This is a genomic window from Micromonospora trifolii (assembly GCF_050516465.1).
Lineage (GTDB): Bacteria > Actinomycetota > Actinomycetes > Mycobacteriales > Micromonosporaceae > Micromonospora > Micromonospora trifolii.
In genome coordinates this window covers 491,756-514,225 of sequence record NZ_CP191526.1, presented here as the reverse complement: position 1 = coordinate 514,225, position 22,470 = coordinate 491,756, and the positions used below count along the sequence as shown (strand labels likewise).

Annotated in this window: 23 protein-coding genes; 8 read left to right on the top strand and 15 right to left on the bottom strand. The window is 72.0% G+C overall.

Translation table 11 applies throughout. The features are described from left to right. Positions 1-49: 49 nt before the first annotated feature. From ACQRWP_RS02340 to ACQRWP_RS02330, 3 genes are read right to left on the bottom strand one after another with little or no spacing between them, the layout of a single operon-like run. Positions 50-874, bottom strand: a complete 825-nt coding sequence (locus tag ACQRWP_RS02340) for an aminoglycoside N(3)-acetyltransferase (RefSeq protein ID WP_430500589.1) — start codon at positions 872-874, stop codon at positions 50-52. Next, positions 858-3,167: an FxsB family cyclophane-forming radical SAM/SPASM peptide maturase gene (locus ACQRWP_RS02335; protein WP_430500588.1), complete on the bottom strand. Its 2,310-nt coding sequence runs from the start codon at positions 3,165-3,167 to the stop codon at positions 858-860. Before ACQRWP_RS02335 ends, ACQRWP_RS02340 begins: the two co-directional genes overlap by 17 nt. Positions 3,168-3,197: 30 nt before the next feature. Then, a complete protein-coding gene (locus ACQRWP_RS02330; protein WP_354941896.1) occupies positions 3,198-3,386 on the bottom strand; it encodes a hypothetical protein in 189 nt (62 codons plus the stop codon). Positions 3,387-3,549: 163 nt separating this feature from the next. Here ACQRWP_RS02330 and ACQRWP_RS02325 point away from each other — a divergent pair, with 163 nt between their 5' ends. Then, positions 3,550-3,798, top strand: a complete 249-nt coding sequence (locus ACQRWP_RS02325; RefSeq protein ID WP_238681829.1) for a DUF2277 family protein — start codon at positions 3,550-3,552, stop codon at positions 3,796-3,798. A 49-nt stretch (positions 3,799-3,847) separates the two neighbouring features. On the opposite strand, the gene ACQRWP_RS02320 is transcribed toward ACQRWP_RS02325, so the two are convergent. Then, the gene (locus ACQRWP_RS02320; protein WP_238681830.1) at positions 3,848-4,327 is read right to left on the bottom strand and encodes a hypothetical protein; all 480 of its coding nucleotides are present in this window, start codon (positions 4,325-4,327) and stop codon (positions 3,848-3,850) included. A gap of 230 nt (positions 4,328-4,557) precedes the next feature. Further along, positions 4,558-5,547 carry a selenide, water dikinase SelD gene (selD, locus tag ACQRWP_RS02315; RefSeq protein WP_430500587.1) on the bottom strand — a complete coding sequence of 330 codons (990 nt, stop codon included), beginning with the start codon at positions 5,545-5,547 and terminating at the stop codon, positions 4,558-4,560. A 195-nt stretch (positions 5,548-5,742) separates the two neighbouring features. On the opposite strand from selD, the gene ACQRWP_RS02310 reads away from it, so the two are divergent. The 5 genes from ACQRWP_RS02310 (at position 5,743) to ACQRWP_RS02290 (ending at position 9,595) form a co-directional block, all read left to right on the top strand. Then, a complete protein-coding gene (locus tag ACQRWP_RS02310; protein WP_238660654.1) occupies positions 5,743-6,498 on the top strand; it encodes an amino acid ABC transporter ATP-binding protein in 756 nt (251 codons plus the stop codon). 56 nt (positions 6,499-6,554) lie between these two features. Then, entirely contained in the window at positions 6,555-7,433 is an 879-nt protein-coding gene (locus ACQRWP_RS02305) for a glutamate ABC transporter substrate-binding protein (protein ID WP_430500586.1), read from the top strand. Positions 7,434-7,474: 41 nt separating this feature from the next. After that, on the top strand, positions 7,475-8,182 hold the full coding sequence (locus ACQRWP_RS02300) for an amino acid ABC transporter permease (RefSeq protein WP_430500585.1): 708 nt from the start codon (positions 7,475-7,477) through the stop codon (positions 8,180-8,182). Beyond that, complete coding sequence (locus ACQRWP_RS02295; RefSeq protein WP_430500584.1) at positions 8,179-9,150, top strand: amino acid ABC transporter permease; 972 nt, start codon at positions 8,179-8,181, stop codon at positions 9,148-9,150. The genes ACQRWP_RS02300 and ACQRWP_RS02295 overlap by 4 nt, the downstream gene beginning before the upstream one ends. Positions 9,151-9,223: 73 nt before the next feature. Further along, complete coding sequence (locus ACQRWP_RS02290) at positions 9,224-9,595, top strand: hypothetical protein (protein ID WP_430500583.1); 372 nt, start codon at positions 9,224-9,226, stop codon at positions 9,593-9,595. Here the strand turns inward: ACQRWP_RS02290 and rny are convergent. From rny to ACQRWP_RS02245, 9 genes are all read right to left on the bottom strand, one after another. Beyond that, positions 9,592-11,358: a ribonuclease Y gene (gene rny / locus ACQRWP_RS02285; protein WP_430500582.1), complete on the bottom strand. Its 1,767-nt coding sequence runs from the start codon at positions 11,356-11,358 to the stop codon at positions 9,592-9,594. The two genes, ACQRWP_RS02290 and rny, sit on opposite strands and share 4 nt — an antisense overlap. 556 nt (positions 11,359-11,914) lie before the next feature. Beyond that, positions 11,915-12,619, bottom strand: a complete 705-nt coding sequence (locus tag ACQRWP_RS02280) for a 3-keto-5-aminohexanoate cleavage protein (RefSeq protein ID WP_430500581.1) — start codon at positions 12,617-12,619, stop codon at positions 11,915-11,917. Positions 12,620-12,656: 37 nt separating this feature from the next. Next, positions 12,657-13,355 carry a regulatory protein RecX gene (locus ACQRWP_RS02275; protein WP_430500580.1) on the bottom strand — a complete coding sequence of 233 codons (699 nt, stop codon included), beginning with the start codon at positions 13,353-13,355 and terminating at the stop codon, positions 12,657-12,659. Positions 13,356-13,369: 14 nt separating this feature from the next. Further along, a complete protein-coding gene (gene recA, locus ACQRWP_RS02270; RefSeq protein ID WP_053656326.1) occupies positions 13,370-14,416 on the bottom strand; it encodes a recombinase RecA in 1,047 nt (348 codons plus the stop codon). 184 nt (positions 14,417-14,600) lie between these two features. After that, positions 14,601-14,801, bottom strand: a complete 201-nt coding sequence (locus ACQRWP_RS02265; protein WP_030489422.1) for a DUF3046 domain-containing protein — start codon at positions 14,799-14,801, stop codon at positions 14,601-14,603. 5 nt (positions 14,802-14,806) lie between these two features. Further along, a complete protein-coding gene (locus ACQRWP_RS02260) occupies positions 14,807-16,198 on the bottom strand; it encodes an MFS transporter (RefSeq protein WP_430500579.1) in 1,392 nt (463 codons plus the stop codon). 101 nt (positions 16,199-16,299) lie between these two features. Further along, entirely contained in the window at positions 16,300-16,863 is a 564-nt protein-coding gene (locus ACQRWP_RS02255; protein ID WP_430500578.1) for a hypothetical protein, read from the bottom strand. A gap of 132 nt (positions 16,864-16,995) precedes the next feature. Beyond that, a complete protein-coding gene (locus tag ACQRWP_RS02250) occupies positions 16,996-17,700 on the bottom strand; it encodes a UdgX family uracil-DNA binding protein (protein WP_430500577.1) in 705 nt (234 codons plus the stop codon). Positions 17,701-18,026: 326 nt separating this feature from the next. Continuing rightward, positions 18,027-19,367, bottom strand: a complete 1,341-nt coding sequence (locus ACQRWP_RS02245) for an aminotransferase class I/II-fold pyridoxal phosphate-dependent enzyme (RefSeq protein ID WP_430500576.1) — start codon at positions 19,365-19,367, stop codon at positions 18,027-18,029. A gap of 36 nt (positions 19,368-19,403) precedes the next feature. On the opposite strand from ACQRWP_RS02245, the gene ACQRWP_RS02240 reads away from it, so the two are divergent. Together ACQRWP_RS02240 and leuE are read left to right on the top strand one after the other, a co-directional pair. Further along, positions 19,404-20,648: a bifunctional pyridoxamine 5'-phosphate oxidase family protein/GNAT family N-acetyltransferase gene (locus ACQRWP_RS02240; protein WP_430500575.1), complete on the top strand. Its 1,245-nt coding sequence runs from the start codon at positions 19,404-19,406 to the stop codon at positions 20,646-20,648. Next, positions 20,648-21,319: a leucine efflux protein LeuE gene (gene leuE / locus ACQRWP_RS02235; RefSeq protein WP_430500574.1), complete on the top strand. Its 672-nt coding sequence runs from the start codon at positions 20,648-20,650 to the stop codon at positions 21,317-21,319. Before ACQRWP_RS02240 ends, leuE begins: the two co-directional genes overlap by 1 nt. Positions 21,320-21,448: 129 nt before the next feature. Here leuE and ACQRWP_RS02230 read toward each other — a convergent pair whose 3' ends face one another. Further along, a complete protein-coding gene (locus ACQRWP_RS02230) occupies positions 21,449-22,378 on the bottom strand; it encodes a sporulation protein (RefSeq protein ID WP_430500573.1) in 930 nt (309 codons plus the stop codon). Between the last annotated feature and the right edge of the window lie 92 nt (positions 22,379-22,470).

Below are 22,470 nucleotides of genomic sequence, written 5' to 3'. Positions count from 1 at the left end.
AGCCCCTCCGCCCTCCCCACGCGGCCGGACCATCAGCGTAGTCCCCGCGTCAACGTCGCGCCGCCAACCGGTTCGTGGCGAACCAACCAGTCGCGAAGTCGACAGCGGCTCGCGCGGGCAGCAGGCGGGCGTTGGCCCGCCCCACCCGACCGTGCCGCACCAACGGCGTCTCGTCGAGTGCGGCACCCACCGTCGGGAAGTCCCGGTCGTCCAGGTCCAGAGCTCGGAAGTCGAGGCGGACCCGCCGCCCGTCGACGAGCCGGAAGCACTGGTAGTCGCGCTCGGGCGGCGGCACCGGCAGCCGGTACTCGGCCAGGTGCAGGGCGCTGCACGCCTCGTAGCCGAGGCCGAGCAGCAGGATCTGCCCGTCCGCCGCGTAGAGGCCGCCGACCGGTGAGCGTTCCCCCAGGTGGCAGGTGAGGTCATGGCCGTCGGTGAGCTGCCGGGCCCGAGGGCCGAGCGCGACGAACGAGGTCTGCGGATGATCACTGCGCACCGCGCCGGGGGTGCACCGGACGTACTCGGCGAGCACACCCATCCGCTGCGAGGGGGTGCTCCGGCGGTCCCAGCCCGGCAGTGCCGCCTCGTACCGTTCCCGCTGCGCACGATCCATGCCGGCGGTGGCCGCCAGGTGGGCCCGGGAGGTGGTCGAGTTGCCGTCGTTGTGGGTGGGCACCAGCAGCGTGCCGGCCGGACCGAGGACGTCGCGCAGCGCGCCGGCGAGGGTCGCCGGGCCGTGTTCCAGCGGGCCCACCCGACGCAGGCCGCAATGCACCAGCAGGCACACCCCCGGGCGTACGCCCAACGCCCGCAGGTCGTCGGCGAGGCGGGGACGGCCCAGTCTGGGCGGTAGGTGCTCATCTGGACCCGACACGGGTCTCCTCCAGGGCGTGGTGCAGCTGGCCGACGAACCGCTCACCCGCCGCGGTGAGCGACCGGCTGGCCAGCAGCGCGTCGACGCCGTCCCGGGTCCACGCCAGGAAGTGGGCCGCGTGCGCCGACGCGTCCGGATCGTCGGTGGCCGCCCGGGACTGCCAGACCTGGGTGACGGCGAGATGGGCGTACACCCCCTGGAGGACGCCCTCCGGTGGCCGCGGGTCGGGGCGCCAGGGCACCCGGATCCGAAGGCCCTGCCCGGGTTCGACCAGGTCGTACAGGTCGAGCACCGCACCCAGCTTCGCGTGCTGCCACTCGTGCACGAGCAGCACCGCCATCGTCTCCGGGTCGGGATGGGGGGTGACGGCGACCGCGCCGAACGCGTGCCGGGCGGTCGCGCTCCGCAGGGGTCGCGCCGGGTCGGGCGCCAACGGAACCACGGCACGCAGGCCGCCGTCGAGCGCCGCCGCGTGCGCCGGCACGTCCCGGTGCACGACCCGCCAGGCCGCCGCCAGGGTACGGCCCAACGCCCGCGCCGCCGGAACGTCCAGGCGGGACTCCACCGGCTGGCCGTAGCAGTCGCGGTACGGGTCACCGTCCTCAAGGAGCAACCGGCCACCGGGCACCGACACGTCGCGGGTCGGAAACCAGCCGGTCGACGGCGGCGCCAGCGGATCGAGGAGCACCGTCTGCGCGACCGACCCGCCCCGGACCTGGAACTCGCCGGGCCGGACGGTCACCTCGGCGCTCTCCCCCAGGCCGGGCAGCACCAGGCTGCCGAGCGTGGGGAACGTGATCGTGCCGGCTCGCACCGGGACGTGCAACGCGGCCGGGACGCCGGCCCGCAGCGCCGCGGCGATGGCGATGGCGGGCAGTGGGTCGACTGCCGCGCCGAGGCCGGGCGGGGCCGACGAGTCGAGGCGATGCACCAACCAGGGCCGGACGAAGGGGTGCGCCAGGATCGCCCGGACCGCCTCCGGCGCCGCCTGGTCGAGGTGGACGAGCAACTCCCAGGCGGCAGTGGTGCCGGACCCGTCCCGGCAGGCCGCCAGCAGCGCCCGGGTGATGGAGAGCTGGGTGTCGGCGAGCAGCGCGAGCGTCGACGCCGAGCCGTGCCCGGTCGCCAGGTCGTCCAGCAACCCGTCGACGGGCGAGGTGGTCGACCCGTCCCCCGACGCGGGCGGGGCGGGTGGCGGGTAGGCGTCCACGGTGTCGATCAGGCGGAGCAGGTCGGCGCAGTACACCGAGGGGTTGTCGAAGCCGGTGCCGGTGCGCCAGCGGTGGGCGTACAGGCCGCCGCCGCACCGGTCGACCACCGGGCAGGCCCGGCAGGTCGCGCAGAGCCCGTCCACGCCCTCCTGCCGGACGGCGACCCCGGGGTGCCGCGCGACCTCGTCCACCGAGTGGTCGAACACGTCGAACCCGGTGCCGGCCGCGCCGTGGTACGCGGTCTTCAGCGAGTCGACCTGCTCCCAACTGCCGTCCGCCTCGATGACCAGCACGTCGGCCGGCGCGAGGCCGAACGCCTCGGTGCCGCCGCCACCCGGGCGCAGCGCCTCGAACATCCGGATCGACATCGTGCGCCCGTCGTCCACCCACCGCCGGTGCAGCCGCCCCAGCCAGTCCGCGTACGGGGTGGGCTCGGGGCCGGGGCGCTCCGGGGGGTGGTCCCAGGTGGCGTGGGGCAGCAACAGGTCGACCCGGGGCGGGCTCTCGGCCAGCAGCGCCTCGTACACCCGGTCGGGATCGTTGCGGACGTCGATCGTGCAGAGGATGCCGGCGTAGCTGGCGCGGTGTTCCGGCCGTCGGAGCAGGGCCAGCGCCCGCCGGACGAGGTCGTGGCTGCTGCCGCCGTGGGCGAAGACCCGGTGGCGGTCGTTGGCGGCACGGTCGCCGTCGAAGGAGACCCCGACCCGCACGTCGTACTCGACGAACAGCCGGCACAGCTCCTCGTCGAGCAGCACGCCGTTGGTCTGCATGCGCAGGTCGAGCCGCGCCCAGGGGGTGATGGCCGTGCGCAGCTCGGCCAGCACCTCCCGTAACCCGGTGGCCCCCAGCAGCAGCGGCTCACCCCCGTGCAGCACCACGTGCACGACCGGCAACTCGTGCTCGCGGGCGTGCTCGGCGATGCGTCGTGCGGCGGCCCGGACGGTGGCCGGCGGCATCCGCGCCGGACGGCCGCGCCAGGTCTGGTCGGCGTGCTGGTAGACGTAGCAGTGGTCGCAGCTGAGGTCGCACCGGCTGTGCACCTTCAGCACGAACTGGCTGATCCGCCGGCAGGATCCGCCCACTCCGGGCGGACCGCACCGGCAGACCATCACTCAGATGGACGAGTTGAAGGCGGCGACGGCCACGATGCCGGACGGCACGGAGTCGTTCGTGACGACGCGGCTGCGCACCGCCTCGATCAGATCGGCGTGCTCGACGGCGATCCGTTCCAGCGGAATGTGCAGGCTACGGGTGAGATCGTCTAGGTCGGGACGGGATGGGCGGGTGGGGGCATGGTCCACAATGAGTCTCCGGGGGCCCGGGGCGCTGGGAGCGCGAGCGGCGGCTGTGGCTCGAACGGCTCTGGTCCGTGACCAGGATAGACAAATATCGACCCAGTGTCACCGTCGGTACCACCGCCGGCACGGCGAGTGGCACGCCGCGGTGGACGGAGGAGGAGCTGACATGTGCCGGAGCATCAAGACGCTGCGTGAACCGTTCACCCCGCAGGTGACCGACGCGGACGTCGAGGCGGCGGCGTTGCAGTACGTCCGGAAGATCTCTGGCTTCCGGACGCCCGCCGCGCACAACGCCGCCGCTTTCGACGCCGCGGTTGCCGCCGTGGCCGAGGCGACGCGCACCCTGCTCGACCAACTGGTGGTGCGGGGTGCCGGATCGGGCACCACGGACCGGTCGGCCACCGCCGCCAACTGACCGCCGCTCACCGGCACGGCACCCCGGCCGGGCCTGACCCTGGGGAGGGTCAGGCCGCGGCGAGCGCCGGGGCGACCGTGTCGGGCGCCCAGCGCGAGCGGTGGCACTGCGACCAGCCTCGGCAACCCGGGTCGCCCAGCGAGCAGAGCCGCAGCCTGCTGAGCACCTCGCCGTCCTCGGTGTCCCGCACGTCGAAGTGCACCGGACGGACCGTGCCGTCCGGGGCGACGAGCAGGTGCCGGCCCGCGTCGAGCGTGTCGTCGCGCAACAGGCAGTTGCGGCCCAGCAATCGGGCCAGTGCCGCGATGCTCGCGTGCTCGGAGAGCTGCTCCGGCACCCCGTAGCAGTCCACCACCGTCGAGAACTCGCCCGGCGCCTGCCAGACGTCACACACCACCGCGTACGCCGGCAGCCGCGCCGGGTCGGCCACCGCCAACGGCATCACCACCCGACCAAGCGCCTCGGCCAGCGCCGGGTAGACCTCCACGGGTTGAGCCCCGTCGATTCTCCAGTTCCACAGCTCGGTCATTCCGCCTCCTCGCTGCGTTCGTCCCCACCGGCCTCCGGATCGGGCCTTACACACGATGGTGGGGGGCATTTGACCCCAGCCGGGGGCAAGTTACCGGTCTGTGACCATTCCGGGCAAAATTTCCCTGAGCAGCATTGCTCGGAGTAGCGGGAAGGTGACAGTTTATCGGCTATGGTGCGCCATTCGCACCACCGCCACCGCGTGTCCTGCCGCGGGTCGGCCGCCCCCGGTCAGCGCAGGATCACCCGGTGCTCCCCCCGGGGCAGCAGCTCGCCCACCACGGGAGCGCCGGGCACCTCGCCGGCGACCAGCAGCCCACCGGAGGTCTGCGCGTCGGCCAGCAGCAGCCGCTCGGCCTCGTCCGCCGCGCCGAAGTCGGTCCACGGGGTCACCCAGTCCAGGTTGCGCCGGCTGCCGCCGCTGACGAACCCGTCGCGCAGCGCCTCGCGGGCGCCGGCCAGATAGGGCACCCGGGCGGTGTCGATGGCCACCGTGAGCTGGCTGGCCCGGGCCAGCTTCGAGGCGTGCCCGAGCAGCCCGAACCCCGTCACGTCGGTGCCGCACCGGATGCCGGCGGCGACCGCCGCGCGGGCGGCGTCCCGATTGAGCGCGCTCATCGTCGCCACCGCCTCCGGGAAGCTCTCCCCGGTCGCCTTGTGCCGGGTGTTCAGCACACCCACCCCGAGCGGCTTGGTCAGCGACAACGGCACCCCGGCCCGCCCAGCGTCGAGGGTGATCAGCTCCTCCGGTCGGACCGTGCCGGTGACCGCGAGACCGTACTTCGGGCCGTCGTCGTCCACGCTGTGCCCGCCGGCCAGGTGACAGCCGGCCTCCCGCGCCACGTCCTGGCCGCCGCGCAGCACCTCACGGGCCAACTCCAGCGGCAGCACGTCGCGCGGCCAGCAGAGCAGGTTGAGCGCCACCAGCGGGGTGCCGCCCATCGCGTACACGTCGGAGAGCGCGTTCGCCGCGGCGATCCGACCCCAGTCGTACGCGTCGTCGACCACCGGGGTGAAGAAGTCGGCGGTGCTGACCAGGCCGGTCCGCTCATCCAGGCGCACCACCGCCGCGTCGTCGCCGTGGTCCAGCCCGACCAGCAACTCGGCGGTGCCGGTCGCCGGGCCGAGACCGGCCACCATGATCTCCAGCTCACCCGGCGGGATCTTGCAGGCGCAGCCACCGCCGCGGGCGTACTTGGTCAACCGTACCGGTTCGGTCATCCCCACATGATCTCGACAACACGCCACGATCGCCACCGTGACCACCCAGTCGGTGACCGAAATCGGACGCCCGAGAACGATCGCGACCGGTGTTACCGCTCCGTGACCCGCTGGGTTGTGTTCTGCCACATCAGGCCGCCTACAGTGGCCGCACCGGGGGTCAACCGACCCCGATCCGGGATACGACAGGGGACGGTGGACGACGTGACGACGGGCGAACCGCTCATCGTGCTGGACGCGGTCAACAAGTGGTTCGGGCCGCTGCACGTGCTGGACGACGTCTCACTGTCGGTGGGTCGGGGCGAGGTGGTCGTGGTGATCGGCCCGTCCGGCTCCGGCAAGTCGACGCTGTGCCGCACGATCAACCGACTGGAACCGATCAACTCGGGCACCATCACGTTCGACGGTCAGCCGCTGCCGGCCGAGGGCAAGCCCCTCGCGAAGCTGCGCAGCGAGGTGGGCATGGTCTTCCAGTCCTTCAACCTCTTCGCGCACAAGACCATCCTGGAGAACGTCACCCTCGGCCCGATCAAGGTCCGCAAGGAGAAGCCGGCCGCCGCTCGCGAGCGCGGCCTGGCCCTGCTGGACCGGGTCGGCATCGCCAACCAGGCGGACAAGTTCCCGGCCCAACTCTCCGGCGGTCAGCAGCAGCGGGCGGCCATCGCCCGGGCGCTGGCCATGCAGCCCAAGGCGATGCTCTTCGACGAGCCGACCAGCGCCCTGGACCCGGAGATGGTCGGCGAGGTCCTCGACGTGATGACCTCGCTGGCCAGCGACGGCATGACGATGGTCGTGGTGACCCACGAGATGGGCTTCGCCCGGCACGCGGCGAACCGGGTCATCTTCATGGCCGACGGGCAACTGGTCGAGGACGCCCCACCGGCGGAGTTCTTCGCGAACCCGCGTAGCGAGCGGGCCCGAGACTTCCTCTCCAAGATCCTCACGCACTAGGCGTCCGTAGTGGAGCGCGCCGTACTCGGTGGGCTCCGTTGAAGAAGGAGAAGAGTATGCGTATCAAGCGCGTTGCGGCAGTCGCCGCGGTCGCCGCTCTGGCGCTCGGCCTCACCGCCTGTGGTGGCGACGACGGCGGGGAGGGCACCGGCGCTGGCAGCAAGTCCTTCACCGCCGGCAGCACCATGGAGAAGCTGAACAAGGCCCAGAAGATCAAGGTCGGCACCAAGTTCGACCAGCCCGGCTTCGGCCTGAAGGGCCTCTCCGGCAAGCCGGAGGGCTTCGACGTCGAGGTCGCCAAGATCATCGTCAAGGAGCTCGGCATCCCCGAGGACAAGATCGAGTGGGTCGAGGCCCCCTCGAAGGTCCGCGAGGACGTGATCGTCAACGGCACGGTCGACCTGGTCGCCGCGACCTACACGATCAACGACAAGCGCAAGGAGCGGATCGCCTTCGCGGGCCCGTACTACGAGGCCGGCCAGAACATCCTGGTCAAGAAGGACGACACGACCATCACCGGGCCGGACTCGTTCAAGGACGGCACCAAGAAGGTCTGCTCCGTCACCGGCTCCACCCCGGCCGAGACGATCAAGCAGTACGTCAAGGACGTCGGCTCCCAGCTGGTGCTCTTCGACACCTACGACAAGTGCCGGGATGCCCTCAAGGGCGGCCAGGTCAACGCCGTGACCACGGACAACGTGATCCTGCTCGGCTACATCGCCAAGGACGAGGCGTCCTTCAAGCTGGCCGGCAGCAACTTCACCAAGGAGCCGTACGGCATCGGTGTGAAGAAGGAGGACGCGGACTTCCGCAGCTTCATCAACGACACGCTGGACAAGGCGGTCTCGGACGGCAGCTGGAAGAAGGCCTGGGACGGCACCGCCGGCAAGTTCGGCGCGGAACTGGGCTCGGCGCCCACCATCAACCGCTACTGATCTGATCCTTCGATCTGGAGGGTGGGGAGGAACACCGACCCGTGAACGTGCTCATCGACAAGTTCGACGTCTTTGCGGGTGGTTTCTGGCTCACCCTCCAGATCTGCATCCTCGCCGCGATCGGTGCCCTCGTCCTGGGCGCCATCGTGGCGGTGCTGCGCATCTCACCGGTGCCGCCGCTACGCGCACTCGGCACCAGCTACGTGAACGTCTTCCGCAACATGCCGCTGACCGTGGTGATGTTCTTCGCCGCGTTCGGCCTGCCGGCGCTCGGTTCCAACGCGGACTTCCTCCGCATCCCGGTGATCGACTCGCTGTTCACCCGGCTCGGCACCGATCTTCCGTACTTCCGGTTCGCGCTGATCGCCCTCGTGCTCTACACCGCCGCGTTCGTCTGTGAGGCGCTGCGCTCCGGGGTCAACGCGGTGCCCGCGGGCCAGGCGGAGGCGGCCCGGTCACTGGGCCTGACCTTCGGGCAGAACCTGCGCCACGTCGTACTGCCGCAGTCCTGGAAGGCCTCCGTGGTGCCGCTCGGCTCAGTGATCATCGCGATGATCAAGAATTCGGCACTGGCCGGCTTCTTCGGCGTGGTCGGCGATCTGTCGGCCAGTGCCGATCAGCTCACCGGGGCCGAGGGCTACGCGTTCGTCCCGGTCGCCATCGGCATCTCGCTCGGCTACCTGATCATGACGGTGCCGCTCGGCGCCCTGCTGGACCGGATCGAGAAGCGACAGGCGGTGGCCCGATGAGTCAGCAGACCAGCGTCCTCTACGACGTTCCCGGGCCCCGGCAGCGGCGGATCACGCTGATCAGCAGCATCGTCGCCGGAGTCGTCCTGCTCGTCGGGGCGTACTTCCTGATCTACCGGCCCCTCGAGGAGAAGGGCCAGCTCTCGATGGAGCTGTGGGGCCCGTTGGTCGACCCCTCCAACGAGAACTTCTCCCAGGTGTGGGACCGGATCGGCCTCGGCTTCAAGAACACTCTGATCGCGGCGGCTCTGGCCGTCGTCTCCTCGCTGGTGCTCGGCACGCTGCTCGCCGTCCTGCGGATCCAGCTCAAGAGCCTGACCCGGCTCCGGTTCACCGGTATGGCAACGCCGGTGGCCTACCTGCTGCGTGGCGTGAGCACGCTGCTGTCGGCGGTCACCCGCGTCTGCGTCGAGGTGTTCCGCGGCCTGCCCGTCGTGCTCACCATCTTCTTCGTGGCCCGGGGCTTCCCCGAGTTCGGTCTCTACTTCGACAACCTGTGGTACCTGGTCATCGGCCTCACCATCTACAACTCGGTGGTGATCGGCGAGATCCTCCGCTCCGGCATGGAGGGGCTGCCCGGCGGCCAGGGGGAAGCCGCCGCCGCCATCGGGCTGTCCCCGGCACAGACCACCCGGATGATCCTGCTGCCGCAGTCTTTCCGGATCATGCTGCCGGCACTGATCAGCCAGCTGGTCGTGGTGCTCAAGGACACCTCGCTGGGATTCATCATCAGCTACGAGGAAACCCTGAACATCGGCAAGCAGATCATCGGCGTGCTGGGCAACCCGATCCAGGTCTACGTCGTGATCGCCGTGCTCTTCATCGTGGTGAACTACTCGCTGTCGAAGCTCGCCCAGTACGTCCAGCGACGGCTCGCACGGGGCCGCAAGACTGCTGGCACCCCGGCGCAGAACCCGCCGCCTGCGGCACTGATGTCCCAGGCCGAGGGCACCGGCGGGGCCTTCTGACGCTCCGCTTGCAGTGGGGGCCAGTCCGGTGTCCGGGCTGGCCCCTTTGCTCCACACCGGCAGACTCCCACCGATGAACACCGTTGCCCGGTCCGTCCTGGGCGCGGTGTTGGCGCTGGCCGCCGCCACCGTCGTCTATCTGCACGGAGTGTGGGTAGGTCATTTCCTCGATCTCCGGGCCATCACCGAGTTCTGTCCCGCGAAGCCGTTGGCGTCGACGCCGACGAGCGCACACCTGCTGCCGCTGCGATACACCTGTCGTTACGCCGACGGCAGCACCAGTGACCTGGTGCCCCCGTACGTCAACCCGACCGTGTTCCTCTGTCTCGCAGTCGGGGCGGCGTGCACGGCACTGGCCGTGCGATCCGCCCGCCGGACGGCCAGGATCAGTCCGACCGTTGAAAGGGCCGGGCCACCTGCCGGACCGGCAGGCGCGACAGACTAACGGGCGATCTCGGTGACCCGGGACTCGCGGACCACTGTGACCCGGATCTGACCCGGGTAGGTCAGCTCCTCCTCGATCTGCTTGGCCACGTCGCGGGCCAGCACGGCCGCCCCGATGTCGTCCACGTCGTCCGGCTTGACCATCACCCGGATCTCCCGGCCGGCCTGCATGGCGAAGACCTTGTCCACACCGAGCTTGCCGGCCGCGATCTCCTCGATCCGCTCCAGCCGCTTGACGTACGCCTCCAGGCTCTCCCGACGCGCGCCCGGCCGACCACCCGAGCAGGCGTCGGAGGCCTGGGTGAGCACGGCCTCGATGGTCTGCGGCGGCACCTCGTTGTGGTGCGCCTCGATGGCGTGCACCACGTCCTCGTGCTCGCCGTACTTGCGGGCCAGATCCGCGCCGATGATGGCGTGGCTGCCCTCCACCTCGTGGGTGAGCGCCTTGCCGATGTCGTGCAGGAACGCCGACCGCTTGATGATGGGCACGTCCAACCGCAGCTCGGCGGCCATGATGCCGGCGATGTGGGCGGTCTCGACCAGGTGCTTGAGCACGTTCTGCCCGTACGAGGTGCGGTAGCGCAGCCGGCCGAGCAGGGTGACCAGCTCCGGGTGGATCTCGGTGATGCCGACCTCGACCAGGGCGTCCTCGGCGGCGCGGAGACAGAGCTGCTCCACCTCCTGCCGGGCCAGGTCGTAGACCTCCTCGATCCGGTGCGGGTGGATGCGCCCGTCCAGGACCAGCTTCTCCAGGGTCACCCGGCCCACCTCCCGACGGACCGGGTCGAAGCAGGAGAGCAGCACCGCCTCGGGGGTGTCGTCGATGATCAGGTTGACGCCGGTCACCGACTCGAAGGCGCGGATGTTGCGCCCCTCCCGGCCGATGATCCGCCCCTTCATCTCGTCGCCGGGCAGGTGCAGGACGCTGACCACGCTCTCCGCGGTCTGCTCGCTGGCGACCCGCTGGATCGCGTCCACCACGATGTGTCGGGCGCGCTGCTCGGCCGTGTTGCGCGCGTCGGACTCGATGTCCCGCACGAGTAGCGCCGCTTCCCGCTTGGCCTGCGTCTCGATGGCGTCGACCAGCTCCAGTCGGGCGGAGTCGGCGGTGAGCCCGGCGACCCGCTCCAGCTCCCGGCGGCGCAGTTCCTCCGACTCGGTCAGCTCGGCCTCCCGCTGGGCGAGCGCGGCCTCCCGGGCGGCGAGGGCGGCCTTCGCGGCGGTGAGCTGCCGCTCCCGCTCGGCGAACCGCTCCACCTCCTCGGTGTGCATCCGCTCCCGCTCGTCCATCCGAGCTGCCCGACGTTCCACCTCGGCGGCCTGCTCCCGGGTGGTGGCGGCGAGCACCGCGACCTCCCGCTCGCCGCTGCGCCGGGCTGCCGTCCGCAACTGCTCGGCGTCCGCCTCGGCCTGCTTGTGGGCGCGCTCCAGAACAGTGTCCGCCTCGGCCCGGGCGTCGTCGAGGACCCGACGCGCCTCGGCGCGGGCCGCCTTCGCCTCGGCCTTCGCCGCCGCCGCCTCGGTACGGGCTGCGGCGGCCGCGGACTTTGCCACGTCGATCGTGCTGTTCGCCTCGTCGGCCGCGGTCCGCAGCGCAGCGAGGGACTGCTCCTGGCGGTCCTTCTCGGCGATGAAGGCGGGATCCTCCGGAGCCGGCGCGGCGCCCATCCGGCGCAGTGTCCGGATGCCGACCAGCACGGCCCCGATCACCACCACCGCGAGGACGAGGACGGCCGCGAGGAGCACGACGTCGAACGCGTTCATACCGGGACCCCGTCGGGTCTACCGATGAACCTGTGCCGCCGCCCCGCCATGGCCGCCTCCCCTAACGTCGAGACCGCAGCGACCGTGCCGGGGGCACACTCCTGCGGCTGTGGACGCCCGACCGGAGCGGCTGGCCGTGGATAGCTTTCTCCGCCGGCGGTGCCCATGGGGCAGCGTCGGCGACCGGGTGCAGTTGTCGCAGCGTTCCGGACCGGCCTGTCCGGAACTGCCGCCAAAGGCCGTGGAGCCGGCCAAAGTGATGCTGTCTTGTTACGCGATCTATGTTGTGCGCTTAGCCTGCGATGGTCGGGCAATGTGAGCCTGTATGGCGAGGCTAGGTCTCCGGGGGTGCTCTGGTCAAGGACTCATGATCAAACCCCCCGAACGGAGAGAAGTTGAACCGTCACCGCGCGCTGATGTCGCGGCGGACAGGAGGGGACAAACTCCGCGAGGTGTGCTGCCCACTGGACGTGTCGGGCCTGCTCAGCGGCCGCCCAGGCGGTTGTCAGACGGGAGCGACGACGAGCGAGGTGTGACCGATCCGTCTTCTCCGACGTCAGCTGGCTCCGACGCCAACCGCTGCCGCGACCAGCGTCGCGTTGTCCGCGGCGGGTGAGCCGTCCGGCAGGCACAGGGTGTCCTCGAGCCCGATTCGGGTGTCCAGACCCCGGCGTACCGCCTCGGCGAGGACCGGCCAGGTCGCCGGACCCTCGGCGTGCAGCAGCACCGACGGCGCGTCCGCCGGCAGCGCGGCGAGAATCCGGGAGGCGTCGGCCAATGCGGCCGCCACGTCCTCGGCCATGCACTCGACCAGAACCCGCCCGGCCGGCACCCGCCACCGCCGGTACGCCGCGACCGCTTCGAGCGTCCACAGCCCCGCCTCGACGAGCACCCCGCGCTCGTGCAGGACGGCCGCTACCGCCTCGGCACCGGGCTCGTGCGCGTTGACCGAGGCGAAGTCGGGCAGCACCGGCCAGGCCCGGACGGCGGCCACCCGGGCGGCCGGATCCGGCGAGATCCAGGCGCCGGTGCTCACCCCGACCGGCAGCCCCGGCCGAGCGGCACGGATCGCGGTCAGCGCGTAGGCGATCACCGCCGGCCGCAGTGACTCGGCGCCGGCCTCGTCCCGGGGATGGACGTGCACGGCCGTGACGCCGAGCGTCGCGCAGCGGGCCGCATCGGCGGCCAACTCCGCCGCCGTGAGCGGCACGGCCGGATGGGCCTCCCGGCCGTGCCCACCGTTCAGACATGCCTTCAACATCGGGCCCGCACCTCCATCGGGAGTCGCAGCGGACCGCTCACTCGACCAGACGGTTGTCGCGCTCCAACTCGCCCTCGGCGTCGGCGAGCGCGTCGGCGTCGATCTGCTCGGCGAACTCGGCCGCCTCTGCGCTCTGCGCGGCGAGCGCGTCCTTCACCGCCCGGATGGCCACGCCAGGTGGGTAGCCCTTGCGGGCCAGCATCCCCACCAGTCGACGGAAGACCGCGTCCGGCTCACCTCGGGCGGTGCGCAGCTTGCGCTCCACCAGGCCACGGGCGGTGTCCGCCTCGGTCTCCTCGTCCAGCTCACCCAGCGCCTCGGTGGCCACCTCGCCGTCCACGCCCTTGCGGCGCAGCTCGTTGGCGAGCGCCCGGCGAGCCAGGCCACGCCCGGCGTGCCGGCTGGACACCCAGGCCCGGGCGAACGCGGCGTCATCGATGATGCCGACCTCGTCGTACCGGTCGAGGACCTCGGCCGAGACCTCCTCGGAGATGCCCCGCTTGGCCAACGCCCCGGCCAGCTCGGCCCGGGTGCGGGGCCGGACGGCGAGCTGGCGCAGACAGATCTCGCGGGCCACCTCGGACTCGTCGCGCGGGGGGGCCGGAGACTCGACGGTGTCGGCCTCCTCGGACCGACCCCGGCGGGCTCGCCGAGGGCGGGGCGGATCGGTGGCGTCGCCCGTACGAGGCGGACTGGCATCCCAGCCCCGCCCCGTACGAGCGCGTCGTCCTGCCATGGGTCAGCGACCGGTCAGAAGTCGACCGGCGGCAGCTCCGGGCCACCGGCGGCGTCACCCGCGCCGACCCCGACGCCGAGCTTCTCCAGGATCTTCTTCTCGATCTCGGCGGCCACGTCCGGGTTTTCCTTCAGGAACTCCCGGGCCTTCTCCTTGCCCTGGCCGAGCTGGTCGCCGTCGTACGTGTACCACGCTCCGGACTTGCGGATGATCGCCTGCTCCACGCCGACGTCGATCAGCGAGCCCTCACGCGAGATGCCCTTGCCGTACATGATGTCGAACTCGGCCTGCTTGAACGGCGCGGCGACCTTGTTCTTCACGACCTTGACCCGGGTGCGGTTACCGACCACGTCGGTGCCGTCCTTGAGGCTCTCGATGCGTCGCACGTCGAGCCGGACCGAGGCGTAGAACTTCAGCGCCCGACCACCGGTGGTGGTCTCCGGGCTGCCGAACATGACGCCGATCTTTTCCCGCAGCTGGTTGATGAAGATCGCCGTGGTGCCGGTGTTGCTGAGCACACCGGTGATCTTCCGGAGCGCCTGGCTCATCAGCCGGGCCTGGAGGCCCACGTGGCTGTCGCCCATCTCGCCCTCGATCTCGGCGCGCGGCACCAGGGCCGCCACCGAGTCGATCACGATGATGTCGATCGCGCCGGAGCGGATCAGCATGTCCGCGATCTCCAGCGCCTGCTCGCCGGTGTCCGGCTGGGAGACCAGCATCGCGTCGGTGTCGACGCCGAGGGCCTTCGCGTACTCCGGGTCGAGCGCGTGCTCGGCGTCGATGAAGGCGGCGATGCCGCCGAGGCGCTGGGCACTGGCCACCGAGTGCAGCGCCACCGTGGTCTTACCGCTGGACTCGGGACCGTAGATCTCGACCACCCGGCCACGGGGCAGGCCGCCAATGCCGAGGGCCACGTCGAGCGCGATGGAGCCGGTCGGAATGATTGCGGTCTGGACGACCGGCCGGTCGCCCAGCCGCATCACCGAGCCCTTGCCGAATTGCTTGTCAATCTGAGCGAGAGCAAGGTCGAGTGCCTTCTCCCGGTCAGGCCCTGCTGCCATGTTTGCCACCCCTGCCTTCGCCGGCGTCTTTGCTGAGCTTCGCGTCACGCGGACACGCTAGGCGCTAGGTCCGACAGAAAACCAGCCGACGGGCCGCGAGCTGTGGACGAGCACCCCGCTGTGGACAGTAGCCGAACAGGTGTACGACTCGACAAGCGACACGCGGAATGAGCGAGAAGGCTGCTCAGCGTAGTCGGGCGGGCACTCGATCGGGGTACGCGGCACAGACCGCCCGCCACACCACGTGCGTCTGCTCCCCCGATGCCAGGGCCTGCTCGATGGTCCGTCCGCCGAGCTGGGACAGCACCTGATCGCGGGCGATGCTGGCCGCGTAGCCGGGCCCGAACGCCTCGTCCAACCGCGTCCAGAAGTCGGTCAGCCGCACAGTGATCAGCCCTCCTCGTCCGGTGCCCCGGTCGGCACCGGGCGCAACGCTAGCGCCACCAGGGGCGCCGCCGCGACCGCCGCGAGCAGGGTGAGCACGGGATATCCGGCGAACTGCATGACAAACCCGCTGACCACGGCGGCCCCGGCCCCGGCCAACCCCATGATCAGGTCGGACAGCCCCTGGACGCTCGGCCGCACCTCGGCGGCCACCGACTCGGACAGCAGGGTCGAGCCGGCCACCATCGTCCCCGACCAGCCCAACCCGAGCAGAACCAGACCGACGGAGAGCCGGGGCGTGTGGTGCCCGGCGGTGCCGGCGACCGCGCAGGCGGCCAGCAGCAGCCCGACCCCGCCGAGGATCACCGCCCGACGACCGAGCCGGTCGGTGAGCCACCCGACCACCGGGGAGAACGCGTACATGCCGGCGATGTGCAGGCTCAGCACGATGCCGACCAGCCGCAACACGTCGGCGTCGGCGTGCGACTCACCGAGCCGCACCGGAGTCATCGCCATCACCGCCACCATCACCAGGTGACCCACCGCCACGGCGGCGATGCCGAGTCGGGCGGCAGGCTGTCCGCGTACCACCGACCAGGCCGCACGCATCCCGGCGCCGCGCGGCGCGCGCACCTTGACCGGCGCGGCGGCCGGCGTCGCACCGCCACCTGCCGCCGGCGCCTCGGCCGCCACCGCGGTCGCCGTCGCGTCGGCGGCCGGCGGCAGATCGGCGGCCGGCGCGTCGGCCGCCACGAGCCGCCGCGCGGTGAGCAGCGGGTCGGGCCGGAGCAACCCGAGGAGTACGACGGCGGCCAGCACGAACGCGGCCGCGCTGAACGCGAACGGGCCGGCCAGCGGGGGCAACCCCCAGCCGGTGGTGACCCGGTCGGCCAGCGCGGCGAAGTTCGGCGCGGCCACCGCACCGATGGTGGTGGCCCAGACGATCAGGGAGAGCTGCCGCCCCCGGCGGGCCGGCTCGGCGAGGTCCACCGCCGTGTAGCGGGCCTGGAGGTTCGCGGCGGTGCCCCCGCCAAAGAGCAGCATGCCGAGGAAGAGCAGCGGCACCCAGCGGGTGGCCGCGGCCACCACCACCAGCAGGCCGCCGACGGCGCCGACCGCGTACGCCAGCACCAGGCCCGGCCGGCGACCGTGCCGCGCCATGATCCGGGTGACCGGGATGGCGAGCAGCGCGGCACCGACCACCCCGGCGCTCTGCGCGACACCGGCCACCGCGGTCCCGGCGATCCGTGCGGCGAGCAGCGCGCCCACGGCGATGCCGATGGTCACGCCGATCCCGCCGATGATCTGGGTGGTGAAGAGCAGCCGCAGGGTACGCCGCTGGATCGACGCGACGTCGGGTCGGGCGGCGGTACGCGGCGCGGTCAGGTCGGTCGCCATCGGCGCTCCTGTCGGAAGGGGGTGACTCATCCTCGCGCACCCGCACCGACCGGCGGCAGTGGGTTTCGCCGGAGCGGGGTCGCCGCCGCCGCGGCCCGGACCTAGGGTGCCCGTGTTTCCAGCCGGCGGATACGGGTGAGGGTGCGCGCGGCGACGGCCACACTGACGGCGGCGACCACGCCGAAGAGCACCGCGAAGCCCTCGTTGTCGGCGGCGACGAGAGCGAGCAGGATCAGCCCGAGGGAGATGCCCAGGATGGACAGCAGCGCCGCCCAGGTGGCACGCCGCTGTCCGGCGAGGTAGCCGGGCAGGTCGGCCCGTACCGCGTCGTCCTCGGGCACGGTGCCGGTACGCATCGCCTCGCGCAGCGCGTACCCCTCGGGATCCCGCCGGGCATTCTGCTGGCCCGCCATCCGCCGACTCAGGTAGAGCGCCGGGCCGATCGAGACGGCGTTCAGCGCGGCACCCAGCACGGCTTCGTCAAGTGATTCCTGTCGGTCGAAGAGCCAGCGCACCGGCAGCCCGATGAGCACCGTCATCGGCACCCAGTAGACGGCCATGAGCTGCAAGCCGGGCGCCCGCTCGAAGAACCGCTTCCACCTCCCGCGACGCCCGGAGGCCACAGCGGGCGCACCCGCCCGACGCTCCTCGTTGTCGACATCCATCGACCCCCGTTACCCACCCACGCGACCCGCGACGCACTGTCGATCTTGGACAGTTTCCGTCAGCTGGGTGGGCCCCGCGAATGGAAACCGTCCAAGATCTGAACAGGTCCTGGCGGCGCGCGGGGTGGCTGGCTAGCCGGGCAGGGCGCGGGTGACGACGGTGAGGTCGGCGACCAGGCCCTCGTACGCCTTGTCCTGGTCGTCGGCCCGCAGGACGGCGGACGGGTGGATGGTGGCCAGCAGCCGAGCCTGCGGCGCGTCGGCCCGCTTTCCGGCGTTGTCCACCGGCACCTGCTCGAAGTCCGCGGGGTGTTGGGCCGACTCCGGCCAGGGCAGCAGCTCGCCCCGCTGTCGGGTGACCCGGAAGGACGGGCCGAGCAGCGCCTTGGCGGCGGTCGCGCCGAGCACCACCACGATCTCCGGGCGCAGCCGGGCGAACTCGGCGACCAACCAGGGGCGGCAGGCGGTGATGTGCGCCTGGTCCGGGGTCTGGTGGATCCGACGCTTGCCACGAAGCTCAAAACGGAAGTGCTTTACGGCATTTGTCAGGTAGAGGTGGCCCGGGTCCAGCCCGGCGTCATCGACGGCGCGGCGCAGCAGGCGTCCGGCCGGGCCCACGAAGGGCAGCCCCTTCTGGTCCTCCATGTCACCGGGCTGCTCGCCGACGAGCACCACGCGGGCGCTCTCGTCGCCCCGGCCGAAGACCGTCTGCGAGGCGTCCCGGTACAGCTCGCAACCCCGGCAGCCGCCGGCGGCGGTGCGCAGGTCGTCGATGGTGTCGGCGTCGGACGGGATGAACCGCTGGGCGCCCGGAGCGCTCCCGGTCTGCTCGGCCATGCCGACTGTTATATACCCGTTCGATGCTCGCCGCCGGATACGCCCCGGCGCCCCGGCCGCCTCGCGTCAGTACCCGTTACCGCCCCCGTCGCCGCCGGACGCGATCGCGATCAGCACGATGACGATGATGATGATCGCCACCGCCACCGCGATCCAGATCCCCTTACGAGCCCCACCAGAAGCCATGTCCCCCACCTCCGGGCGCCCGCATACCCGTCCCCGCCGTCCCGAATCCTCGCGGTCTTGCACTTTCTGTCACGACCAACACGCACAGGCCCGACATTTCACCAACACAACCCGCAAGATCGCGAGAGCGGGGGGTGGGGTCAGGTCGGGAAGCCCTGGGAGGGGGGTGGGTTCTCGGCGTGGGCCAGGGCGGCGGCCAGCGGGGCCAGGTCGACGGTGTCCAGGGAGCTGACGGTGATGCGCAGGGCGGGCGGGGCGGCGATCCGGTAGAGCGCGCCGGGGGCCACCGCCCAGCCGGCGTCGCGTAGCGCGGTCACCGTGCTGGTCTCGTCCGCGACCGGCAGCCAGACGTTGATGCCGCTGCGACCCTGTGCGGTCAGGCCGTGCTCGGCCAGCGCGGCGAGAAGCCCTTCGCGGCGCTGCTCGTAGCTCTGCGCCGCCCGCTGCACCAACTCGGTGACCGCCGGGTCCCGCCACAGGGCGAGCACCAGGCGTTGCAGCACGGTGGAGACCCAGCCGGCACCGACCCGGGTACGGCCGCTCACCCGGGCCACCGTCGTCTCGTCGCCGACGAGCACCGCCAGCCGCAGGTCCGGGCCGAAGGGCTTGCTCACCGAGCGGAGGAAGGCCCAACTCGCGGTCGCGCCGGCGAGCGGGTGCAGGGGTACGCGGGCCAGTTCGGCCGCGTGGTCGTCCTCGATCAGCAGCAGGTCCCGCCGGCCGGCGAGCAGAGCCCGCAACGCCTCCGCGCGCTCCTCGGAGACGGCGGCGCCGGTCGGATTCTGCGCCCGGCTGGTGATGATCAGCGCCCGCGCTCCGGCGGCGAGCGCCGCGGCCACCCCGGCGACCAGCGGCCCCTCGTCGTCCAGCGGTACACCGATCGGGCGCAGGCCCAGCGCGGCGACCAGGTCGAGCAGGTTGGCCCAGCCCGGGTCCTCGACCGCCACCGCGTCGCCGGGGCGCAGGTGGGCGCCGAGCAGCCGCTCGATGCCGTCCAGCGCACCGCCGGTGAGCGTCAACTCCCCGGCCGGTACGCCGTCGGCGCGCAGCCGGGCGCGGGCCGCCTCGGCCAGTTCGGGCAGCACTCCGGCATCGGAGTAGCCGACCGGCGGGGCGTCGGCGGCGGCGAGCGCCGCCAGGTGCGGGCCCAGCGGGGGAAGCAGCCGGGGGTCGGGTTCACCCCGGGACAGGTCTCGGGCGCCGGGCAACGGTGGGGGGCGCAGCGCGGAGCGGCGGGCGGCAACCGGCGGGCGCGGGCGCACCCGGGTGCCGTGCCGACCGGCGGTGGCGAGCAGGCCGCGCTGGCGTAGCTCCTGGTAGGCGCGGGCGACGGTGGCGGGGCTGACCCCCAACTCGACGGCGAGTGCCCGCACGGGTGGCAGGGCGGCCCCCGGTGACAGGGCGCCGGTACGGATGCCCGACTCGATGCTGGCCGAAATCTCGACGGCTGTCGTACCGGTGAGCTGATAGTGTGCTGACACAAATAAGAGATTGTACTAGAACAAAGGGGCGAGCGCATGTATCCACCCACCGCCCGGACCACACCCCACCGCTCCCGCGACAAGATGAGCTACGACCGGGCCGCCGCCCACGCCGTGCTCGACGAGGCGTACGACTGCGCGCTCAGCTTCACCGTCGACGGCCAGCCACGGGTGCTGCCCACCCTGCACGTCCGCATCGGCGACATCCTCTACCTGCACGGCTCCACCGGCAGTCGGCCGCTGCTCGCCGCCCGGGGCGACGACGGGTTGCCGGTCTGCGTCGCGGTGACAGTGCTCGACGGGCTGGTCTACGCCCGCTCCCAGTTCCACCACAGCGCCAACTACCGCTCGGTCGTCGCGCACGGCACCGCCCGACTGGTTACCGACGAGCGGGAGAAGCTCGCCATGCTCACCGCGCTGGTCGAGAAGGTCGGCGCGGGACGCAGCACCGCCACCCGCCCGCCCAGCCGTCGCGAATTGGCCGAAACCGCCGTACTGGCGCTGCCACTGCGCGAGGTGTCCGTCCGGGCCCGCACCGGTGGGGTCCGCGAGGACGAGGCCGACCTGCACCTGCCGCACTGGGCCGGCGTGCTGCCACTGCGACTGACCGCCGGGGCACCCGAGCCGGACGCCGGGGTCACCGCGCCGCTGCCGGCGTACCTGCGGACGCCCCGCACTCCCTGGCACGACCCGGTGCCGCTGCACGGCGAGCACGTTCGGCTGGAGCCGCTGGAGTTGGCCCACGCCGACGAGTTGCACACCGCCACCGCGGACGAGGAGGTGTGGCAGCACCTCGGCAGCACCCGGCCCAGCACACCGGGCGAGACCGCCGAGGTGATCGGCACCGCCCTGGCCGCCCAGCACCGGGGCGAGCGGGTGGCCTGGGTGCAGCGCTGCGCGGCGACCGGTGCGGCGGTCGGCACCACGTCCTACTACGAGATCGACCCGCAGCGGCAATCGGTGGCGATCGGGTACACCTTCCTCGGCCGGCCCTGGTGGCGCACCGGGATCAACACCGAGGCGAAGTTGCTGCTGCTCGGCCGGGCCTTCGACGACCTGGGCGCGGTACGGGTCGCCTGGCACACCGACATCCGCAACGTTCGCTCCCAGGCGGCCATCGAACGGCTCGGCGCGACCCGGGAAGGGGTGCTGCGGATGCACCGGCAACGCCCGGACGGCTCCTGGCGGGACACCGTGCAGTACGCGATGACCGTCGACGAGTGGCCGAACGCACAGGCCAGGCTGCGAGAAAGACTTCTGCGGACGGCACCGGTGGCGTGATGATGGCGGGCGTGCTGGGGATCAACGACATCTGGACGTACGTGCTGGGCACCGTGGCCATCATCCTGCTGCCCGGGCCGAACTCACTCTTCGTGCTCTCCACCGCGGCCAAACGGGGCGTCGCGGTCGGCTATCGGGCCGCCGGTGGCGTGTTCGTCGGCGACGGGGTGCTGATGTTCCTCTCCGCCGCCGGGGTGGCGTCGCTGCTCAAGGCGTACCCGCCGCTGTTCATGGTGATCAAGTACGCCGGTGCCGCGTACCTCGGTTATGTCGGGGCGACCATGCTGCTCGGCGCCGCGCGGCGCTGGCGCGACCGCAACGACCCGAGCACGCCGCGGCTCATCGACGCCGCGGAGCCGGCGGCGATGCGCAGCCCGTTCCGCAAGGCGCTGGTGATCAGCCTGTTGAACCCGAAGGCGATCCTGTTCTTCATCTCGTTCTTCATCCAGTTCGTCGACCCCGGCTACGCCTGGCCGGCGCTGTCGTTCCTGCTGCTCGGGCTGATCGCGCAGGTGACCAGCGCGCTCTACCTGACCGCGTTGATCTTCGCGGGCACCTTCCTGGCCGCCCAGTTCCGTCAACGCCGCCGCCTGGCGGCCGGTGGCACCACCGCCGTGGCCGCCCTGTTCCTGGCCTTCAGCCTCAAACTGGCCACCGCCAGCGCCGGCTAACCCTTCGCCCTCCCCGCTCGCGTCGATCATGGACTTGTGGTGCCCCGCAAAAGGTGTGAACGGGATATTCATCCCACCACAACTCCATGATCGACGCGGGCCGGCGGCGAGGCTGATCCGGCTGCGGGGTCAGGTGCCGTCGCCGCCGGAGCCGCCGCCTCCTACGCCGGCGCCGCCGGCGGTGCCGCCGAGGCCGTAGCCGGATTGGATCGGCTCGTCGGGATGGCGGCTGACGTGGGCCGACCCGGTGATCTGCGCGGACCAGTCGGCGTGCGCGGCCGCGGCGGCATGTCGGTTGATCGCCTGGCGGATCCAGCCGTCCACGGTGGCGACCCAGTCGCGTCGGTCGGCGTCCTCGTGCCAGATCCGGAACCGGCTGATGCTCTGGTGGGTGATTCCGGCCAGCGCGAGCCGGCGGTCCATCCAGAGGATCGCCTCCAGGCCCGCCGAGTTGGTCACGAAGATCACCTCCAGCTCGGTGATCGGGCCGGCGTAGAGCGGCCCCACCCAGTAGCCCCAGCGCTGGTGCAACGGCAGGGTGTGCTCCACCCCCGGCAACCCGCCCTCCTGCAACCCGGACTGGCGGATCATGAAGCCCAGCGTGCCCAGCGCCGCCAGCACGTGCTGCTGGGTGGGGATCGGATGCACGAAGACCGGCACCATGGCCCCCTGGTCACGGTCGGGGTCGAGCGACACCTCGGTCCGCAGGCCCATCCGCAGGCTCAGCAGCGGCACCCCACCGAAGGTGGTCACCGGGGTCTCCCAGGGCAGCGGGAAGGCGAAGTCGACAGCCCGCCGCCGACCGGCCGGTACGACGAACCGGCCGGCGATCGGCAGGTGGTGGAACTGCACGAGACGCCGGGCAGCGTTCGGGTCGTCCGGTTCGACAGTGGTGACGAGGCCGAGCCGGATGTGCCGCACGAGCACGTCCTCCGGGCCGGCCGCGAGGGTCACCCGCCCCGGCAGGCGCAGGCCCGGGCGGGTACTCGGGTTGGGCAGCGCGGTCTGCACGGAGAGCCCGGTCCGACCGGACTCCGGGGACACTCCCGTCAGCCGCACCGCGCGCCCCCTCCCGGGACGGGGCCCCGCCGGCCCCCACCAGGCGCGCCTACCCGGTCGGGGTCGGCTCAAGCCCGCCCGCGTCGAGCAGT